The sequence below is a fragment of the Solemya elarraichensis gill symbiont genome (assembly GCF_002021095.1).
Lineage (GTDB): Bacteria > Pseudomonadota > Gammaproteobacteria > Chromatiales > Chromatiaceae.
Map to the genome: position 1 here is coordinate 1 of NZ_MPRK01000105.1, position 6,158 is coordinate 6,158.

At 48.1% G+C, this 6,158-nt stretch carries 5 protein-coding genes and 1 pseudogene; 5 read left to right on the top strand and 1 reads right to left on the bottom strand.

The annotated features are described in order from the left end of the window. The 5 genes and pseudogenes from BOW51_RS06525 to BOW51_RS11870 all read left to right on the top strand — a co-directional run. A partial coding sequence (locus BOW51_RS06525; RefSeq protein ID WP_135568111.1) for an efflux RND transporter permease subunit occupies positions 1–1,162 on the top strand: 1,162 nt, incomplete at its 5' end. 129 nt (positions 1,163–1,291) lie between these two features. Beyond that, positions 1,292–1,699, top strand: a complete 408-nt coding sequence (locus BOW51_RS06530; protein ID WP_078476993.1) for a bacteriohemerythrin — start codon at positions 1,292–1,294, stop codon at positions 1,697–1,699. 883 nt (positions 1,700–2,582) lie between these two features. Then, positions 2,583–3,053, top strand: a complete 471-nt coding sequence (locus BOW51_RS11860) for a methyltransferase domain-containing protein (protein ID WP_306341494.1) — start codon at positions 2,583–2,585, stop codon at positions 3,051–3,053. Further along, positions 3,010–3,261 (top strand): hypothetical protein, encoded by a 252-nt coding sequence (locus BOW51_RS11865; protein ID WP_306341492.1) that lies wholly within the window; start codon positions 3,010–3,012, stop codon positions 3,259–3,261. Before BOW51_RS11860 ends, BOW51_RS11865 begins: the two co-directional genes overlap by 44 nt. Positions 3,262–3,783: 522 nt before the next feature. Then, positions 3,784–4,353 (top strand): annotated as a pseudogene (locus tag BOW51_RS11870) (patatin-like phospholipase family protein); the annotation flags it as partial. Positions 4,354–4,527: 174 nt separating this feature from the next. Here BOW51_RS11870 and BOW51_RS06545 read toward each other — a convergent pair. Beyond that, the gene (locus BOW51_RS06545) at positions 4,528–6,069 is read right to left on the bottom strand and encodes an MFS transporter (RefSeq protein WP_306341493.1); all 1,542 of its coding nucleotides are present in this window, start codon (positions 6,067–6,069) and stop codon (positions 4,528–4,530) included. Between the last annotated feature and the right edge of the window lie 89 nt (positions 6,070–6,158).

Below are 6,158 nucleotides of genomic sequence, written 5' to 3' on the forward strand. Positions count from 1 at the left end.
GGCCGGATCGATGGCAGATGTCATTTCCACCACATTTGCAGAACCGACCCTTGGACCCGGCGGACGGGCATTTGATATTCGCTTGATCGGCGGTGATCTTGATGATCTGAAATCTGCTGCTGTCGATGTTAAAAACTGGCTTGGTGCTTTTTCCGGAGTCACGGACCTTAACGATGATTTGCGCCCCGGTAAACGTGAATATCAACTTAAATTGAAAGACAGCGCGGGTGTACTCGGGTTGAACGCACAATCGCTCACCAACCAGATCAGGGCGTCATTCCAGGGTATCAAGGTTGATGAGTTTCCAGTCGGTGCTGAGACGTACGAGGTTGATCTTCGCCTAACCGCCAACAATCGCGGTGATAGTGGTGACCTGGATCAACTCAGCATCATTGGTCGCAATGGCGCCCTGGTTCCACTTGACGTGGTTGCAAATATCAATGAAACACGAGGCTGGGCACGAATCAACCGGATTGACGGAGAACGTTCTGTCAATATCCGTGGCGATGTCCAAAGCGAAATTACCAATGCCCAGGAACTACTCACACTTGCTGGCAAGGAGCTCTTCCCTGAATTGGAAAAACGCTACCCGGGATTGCGCGTGGATATTCAGGGACAGAGTAACGAGTCAGCAAAAACTGGACAGTCAATCGTGCGTAACGTTCTGCTCGGCATGATTGGAATTTACATGCTGCTCGCACTGCAATTCCGCGGTTACCTGGCACCGGTAACAGTCATGTCTGTCATTCCCACAGCCCTGATTGGCGTTGTCTTCGGGCACATGGCGATGGGCCTGGATTTAACCCTTCCCAGTATTATCGGTATGGCCTCACTGTTTGGCGTGGTGGTGAATGACTCCATACTCCTTGTTGTGTTCATTCGTGACGCGAGGGCGCACAATGTGCCGGTTCAGGTCGCCGCCAAGCAGGCAGGACGCGCACGTTTCCGCCCTATCCTGCTGACATCAGTGACCACAGTAGCAGGGCTCTTGCCTCTCCTGGCAGAAACAAGTCTCCAGGCACAAATACTGATTCCACTTGCGACAAGCCTTGCATTCGGCCTGACCTCAGCCACCTTGATTGCAATATTTCTTGTGCCGGCAATCTATTGCATTCTGGATGATTTCAATGCTTTAGGGGAGGTAGAACCGTCACCTGAGTAAATATCTCTATTTCGACATTTAAGGAACATTTCTTATTACGAGCAGCCAGGCAGATATGACAGCTTCTTGGCAATTAAGGTAATATTGCTATATACCCCTACTTCTAGCAGTCGACTGCAACCTGAAAAAATGAAAAAAATAATTTGGGAAGACGAATTCAGCGTTGGTGTCGAGGAACTTGATCGACAGCACAAACAGATCATCGAGGTCATCAACACTTTGGCTGACAAGCCTCGTATGTTCCGCAGGTTTCAAAATGTTTCGTCAGCCCTGATGGAACTTACGAATTACGTCTCTGAACACTTTCTGTTGGAAGAGAAACTGCTTCAAGAAAACGGATATCCCAATCTGCTTGAACACCCCAAGAAACACACACTTTACAGCAATAAGATTGTGGACTTTTGCCAGGGGTCATTAGACGGAAAACGTGATGTCCCAACTGAACTGATAGATTTCCTTACTCACTGGTGGACCAATCACATTCTCCATGAAGACATGCAATACAAAGCATTCTTTAAAGAAAAAGGTGTTAAATAATCCTGAACATAGTAATCAATGGGATCATACTTGATTGTTTTCATTCCATCCGGTTTTACTCTGAAAACCATATATGTTCAGAACTTCCGCTTCTGCCTGCCACCTCAACCGATCGACGCAACATATGCGTTAAATCATTCCGCTTCCAACCCAAAGCGGGTATTCGGTTCGACAGAGCCTGTTTCCAGGCCGGCACAAAATGGCGCTGTTCAAAGCACATTAATGCACTATTATTAAGATATATATAATCACGAAAACCAAGCGGTGCGTTGATGAAAAACAGACTGCGATTGACTTTATTCACACTCTGCATTCTCTCGATACTATCTCTTTCGGGTTGTGATGTTGTAAATAATATACTGGCAGATGACGTGTATTTTGAATGTAGTGGTGAGATTCTGGAAGATGGATATGTAGTCAAATCTGATGCGAACATAGTCGCCAAGATAGAGCTATCTAGTCCACTGGTGTTATGGAGTGGCGATATGGGGGGCACCATGTCGCTTCTGGCGATATGGTAGCGAGCTATACAATTACAAAAAGTAATGAACTCCTGTACTTCAAGGATTTGATTGGAAAATCTACTGAGATTCGAGGTCAGTATAACGCTTATACAAATGAAATTTCCTTTTCCACAAGGCAAAAGGAATTCGTTGGAAAGTGCGATTAATTGACTATGTGATTTTGCTCCAAGGCTTTAACCCAGTTAGTTGAAGGCTAAACGCCATGCACTCTTCTGCTCATACCCCCTCTGCCAGAAGCATAGAGCGCATACGAATCTCACGCTCGTCTCTACCGCCTACACTATACGCAGAATGACCAGTAGAGTACTATCCAGCCAATGATAACCAAACCAGAAAACACATAAATGCATCCAACTGCAATGAGCAATTGCAAATGTTTTTTTAAAGCTTATGCGAACGTATTTTCGTCTGAGCCAAAAGTAAAAATCATTGAGATAGGCTCACAAGATGTTAATGGAAGCCTACGCAGTATAGCCCCACCCAACTTTGAATACGTTGGTATCGACTTTGTAGAGGGGAAAGGCGTTGATGTTGTTTTAGATGACCCATACACATTACCATTAGAGAGTGAGTCAGCAAATATTATCTTATCAAGCTCATGCTTTGAGCACTCAGAGATATTTTGGCTTATTTTTTTAGAAATACTGAGAGTTCTAAAACCCAAGGGCCTGTTTTATCTGAACGTTCCTTCTAACGGGCGTTTCCCCAGGTATCCAGTAGACTGCTGGAGATTTTATCCAGACAGCGGTAGAGCGCTGATAACCTGGGCAAAAAGAACCTCAATAAATGCCGCACTATTGGAGTGCGTTTACCAGTGCTCAAGCCGGTGATATTTGGAACGACTTTGTCGCTGTTTTTATAAAAGACGAAAAATATGCAGCCGACTTCCCAGAAAGAATATTAAACACAAAAAATGACATCAGAAACGGTGTCTTGTACGGTAGCGATGATTTTATAAAACCCTCAGCAATGCCAGAGGATAAGAAAAAACTCGCAGTTATATCTCAATTACTCTCAAATCAAATAAAAGCCGTCTAAACAGTCTTAAAAACTCAACCGCAACTCTAAAGCACTTGGATTATATTCGGGCATTTTCATATTTTTCTAGTGACATAATCGCCGGTAGAACAGCCAACGTTTCTACAGAGCTGCTGGATTTTCTCAATGACTGGTGGAAACACCATATTCTTGAAGAAGGGGGAGTACGCCAGCACAAGCAAGGAAAGTAAACAGGCAGCAACCGTTGTAGATATCCGGGCTTGCTGCTTTTCTGCTTGTACGATATCGTCAACCTGAATCAGTTCTCACAAGAAACCTGCTACCGTGCCATTTATCGACAAGTTGCCTGGATTACAGATCCACATCCTGATTTTCGTATCCGCCCTGACCCTTTCAGCCTGTACGGGTTTCCCTCGCGAACATGCAGCACCCTCAAAAGATAACTACACACAAGCAGAAGTCATTGGTTTTCACGACATCCGCTACTGGGGAGATGAAGCCCCGCCTTACATTGACAAGGTCATTTTACGACTGCAAGGCGCCCTGAAGACAAATCCATCCATGCGAGAGCGTGTCGATGTTCTGGCACTGTCCGGTGGTGCGGAAGATGGCGCGTATGGCGCCGGATTTCTCAAGGGCTGGACGGATCGTGGCGGCAGGCCGGAATTTACAGTTGTAACAGGCGTATCGACCGGCGCCCTGATTGCACCGTTTGCCTTTTTAGGTCCTGAATATGACGCATCAATTAAAAGGTTCTTTACCGATACATCGAAGAAGGATATTTTCCTGTTCACACCCTTGACCGCTATTTTTGGCGGTACATCGCTCGGTGATACAAAACCGCTTCGACGAATCATACGAGAAGAGGTAGATGAAGAGTTTATTCAAGCGATCGCACGGGAAAGCCTGCGCGGGCGCATTCTTCTCATTTCCACAACCAATCTCGATGCGCAACGCCCGGTTATCTGGGACATAGGCCGTATTGCTGAAAGCGGTCATCCCGACGCGGCAAAACTGATTGGTGACATCATGCTGGCTTCATCAGCAGTACCGGGTATTTTCCCGCCAGTCATAACCAACGTAACCATAGATGGAAATCAATACCAGGAGGTGCACGTTGACGGTGGCGTGACAAACCAGATTTTCGTCTACCCGCACGCACTCAGGGTGCGTGAGATTGAAAGACATCTAAGGACCTATCCCCAAAAGAAAACATTCTGGTTGATCAGGAATACCAAGATCGATCCTGAGTACAAGCCGGTTGATCTCAGCATCAGCGACATCGCCAGTCGATCAATCAGTACGTTAATCAAGTATCAGGGCCGAGGCAATCTGCTGCATATCTCCAACCTGGCGAAAAGAGACGGATTTGATATCAATCTCACACATGTCCCTCAAAGTTTTGATGTGGCCCTGAATGATATATTCGATCCTGACTACATGAATGCCCTCTACCAGACCGGGTACGATGTCGCCATGTCTGAGAGTGCTTGGCAGAATAGCCTGGAAGGTCTCCTGAAGGAATAACTTCAGGATGCAGCGGGGGGAGTCGCTATTCACCAATAGTGGCAGCCTTGCGCCCTCTCGCTTCGTCGACCAGAAAGAGTAAAAGCAGTCCGACAATAAAGAACGCCAGGGTTGAGAGAATCGCCTGGCGATGATCCCCTCGAAACCATATGAGAGTGGTCCCACCACTGCTGATGCCTTCATTGACAGGCCCCACAGGCCGAAAAACTCTGCTGAGCGTCCTGCAGGTGTAAATAGCCCGACCAGCGCCCTGCCCCCGGACAGGCTGGCACCCATCGCGACGCCAATCAGGTTAGCTGCCACCCAGAATATCGGACGCGATTCGCCGATCCATGCCGTGGTGATTGCTGCTATCCAGATCAGCAACGTCAGCACCAGGGTGCGTTTGACACCGATACGGTCCTGCAGCATGCCAAAAACGAATGCACCAAGGGCAGCGGTTATATTCACCACCATAATCATGAGTATGGTGTCCGTGGTCTCAAAGCCCATCGCCTCATGCGCATAGACAGCAGCGATGACAATCACCGTGTATATGCCACAGCCATACACAAAAAGTGCCAGAAGAAAACGAAACAGGTCACGAAACTGGCGCCTGTGCTTAATCGTGGTGGCGATACGGGAAAAGCCGATCTTTGTATAGGCGACAAATCCGCCCGGCTGTCCTGCTCCAGGGCGTTGGCGCTCTTTCAAAAACAGGAAAGTGGGCAATGCCGCCAGGCCGTATACCGCGGCCGTGATCAAAATTGTCACGGGCACATACTGCTCAGGTCCATGCCCGTGCCCTTTGACATACTCAATATAAAGCAGGCAGATGCCAAGTACGACTAGCCCGCCCACGTATCCCAATGCCCATGCATAGCCGGAGATACGACCCATGTGACGGGGCGGAGAGATCTCCGGCAGGAACGCGGCGATAAAATTCTCACTGGTACCGAAGAGGAAAGCGGAGCCGACAATGATCACCATCGTAAATACGATAAGGTCTGGGCCTGACCATGCGAGCAACGCTGTCATGCCAACACACCCCAGGGTGGAAATTGCCAGTATTCTCTTCTTTTGCGCCGAGTAATCAGCAATGGCACCAAGCACAGGGGCAGTCAGCAGAATCAGCATGTTCGACAAACCAATCGCAATGCTCCACAACAGGGTGCCGGTTCCCGGCTGCAGGCCGGAAGACTCACCGGCAATCACGGCAACAAAATAGGTATCGAATATCGCCGTTAGAACAACGGTTGTGTACCCCGAGTTGGCGAAATCATACATAGCCCAGGAAACAAGCTCACGGCGCGGCGCTAGTTCACGGGCTGTAAAAGTCATTCCTGTAACTCAGGCTGGCGGATACTCTCTGAAGATAGAGCGATTCCTACCTCCCTCCTTGGCCTCGTAAAGTCCCAGATCAGCAATCT

Excerpts from the sequence above, each read along its gene's own strand:
- BOW51_RS06530 (WP_078476993.1), top strand. The coding sequence starts at position 1,292 with ATGAAAAAAATAATTTGGGAAGACGAATTCAGCGTTGGTGTCGAGGAA.
- BOW51_RS11860 (WP_306341494.1), top strand. The coding sequence starts at position 2,583 with ATGAGCAATTGCAAATGTTTTTTTAAAGCTTATGCGAACGTATTTTCG.
- BOW51_RS11865 (WP_306341492.1), top strand. The coding sequence starts at position 3,010 with ATGCCGCACTATTGGAGTGCGTTTACCAGTGCTCAAGCCGGTGATATT.
- BOW51_RS06545 (WP_306341493.1), bottom strand. The coding sequence starts at position 6,069 with ATGACTTTTACAGCCCGTGAACTAGCGCCGCGCCGTGAGCTTGTTTCC.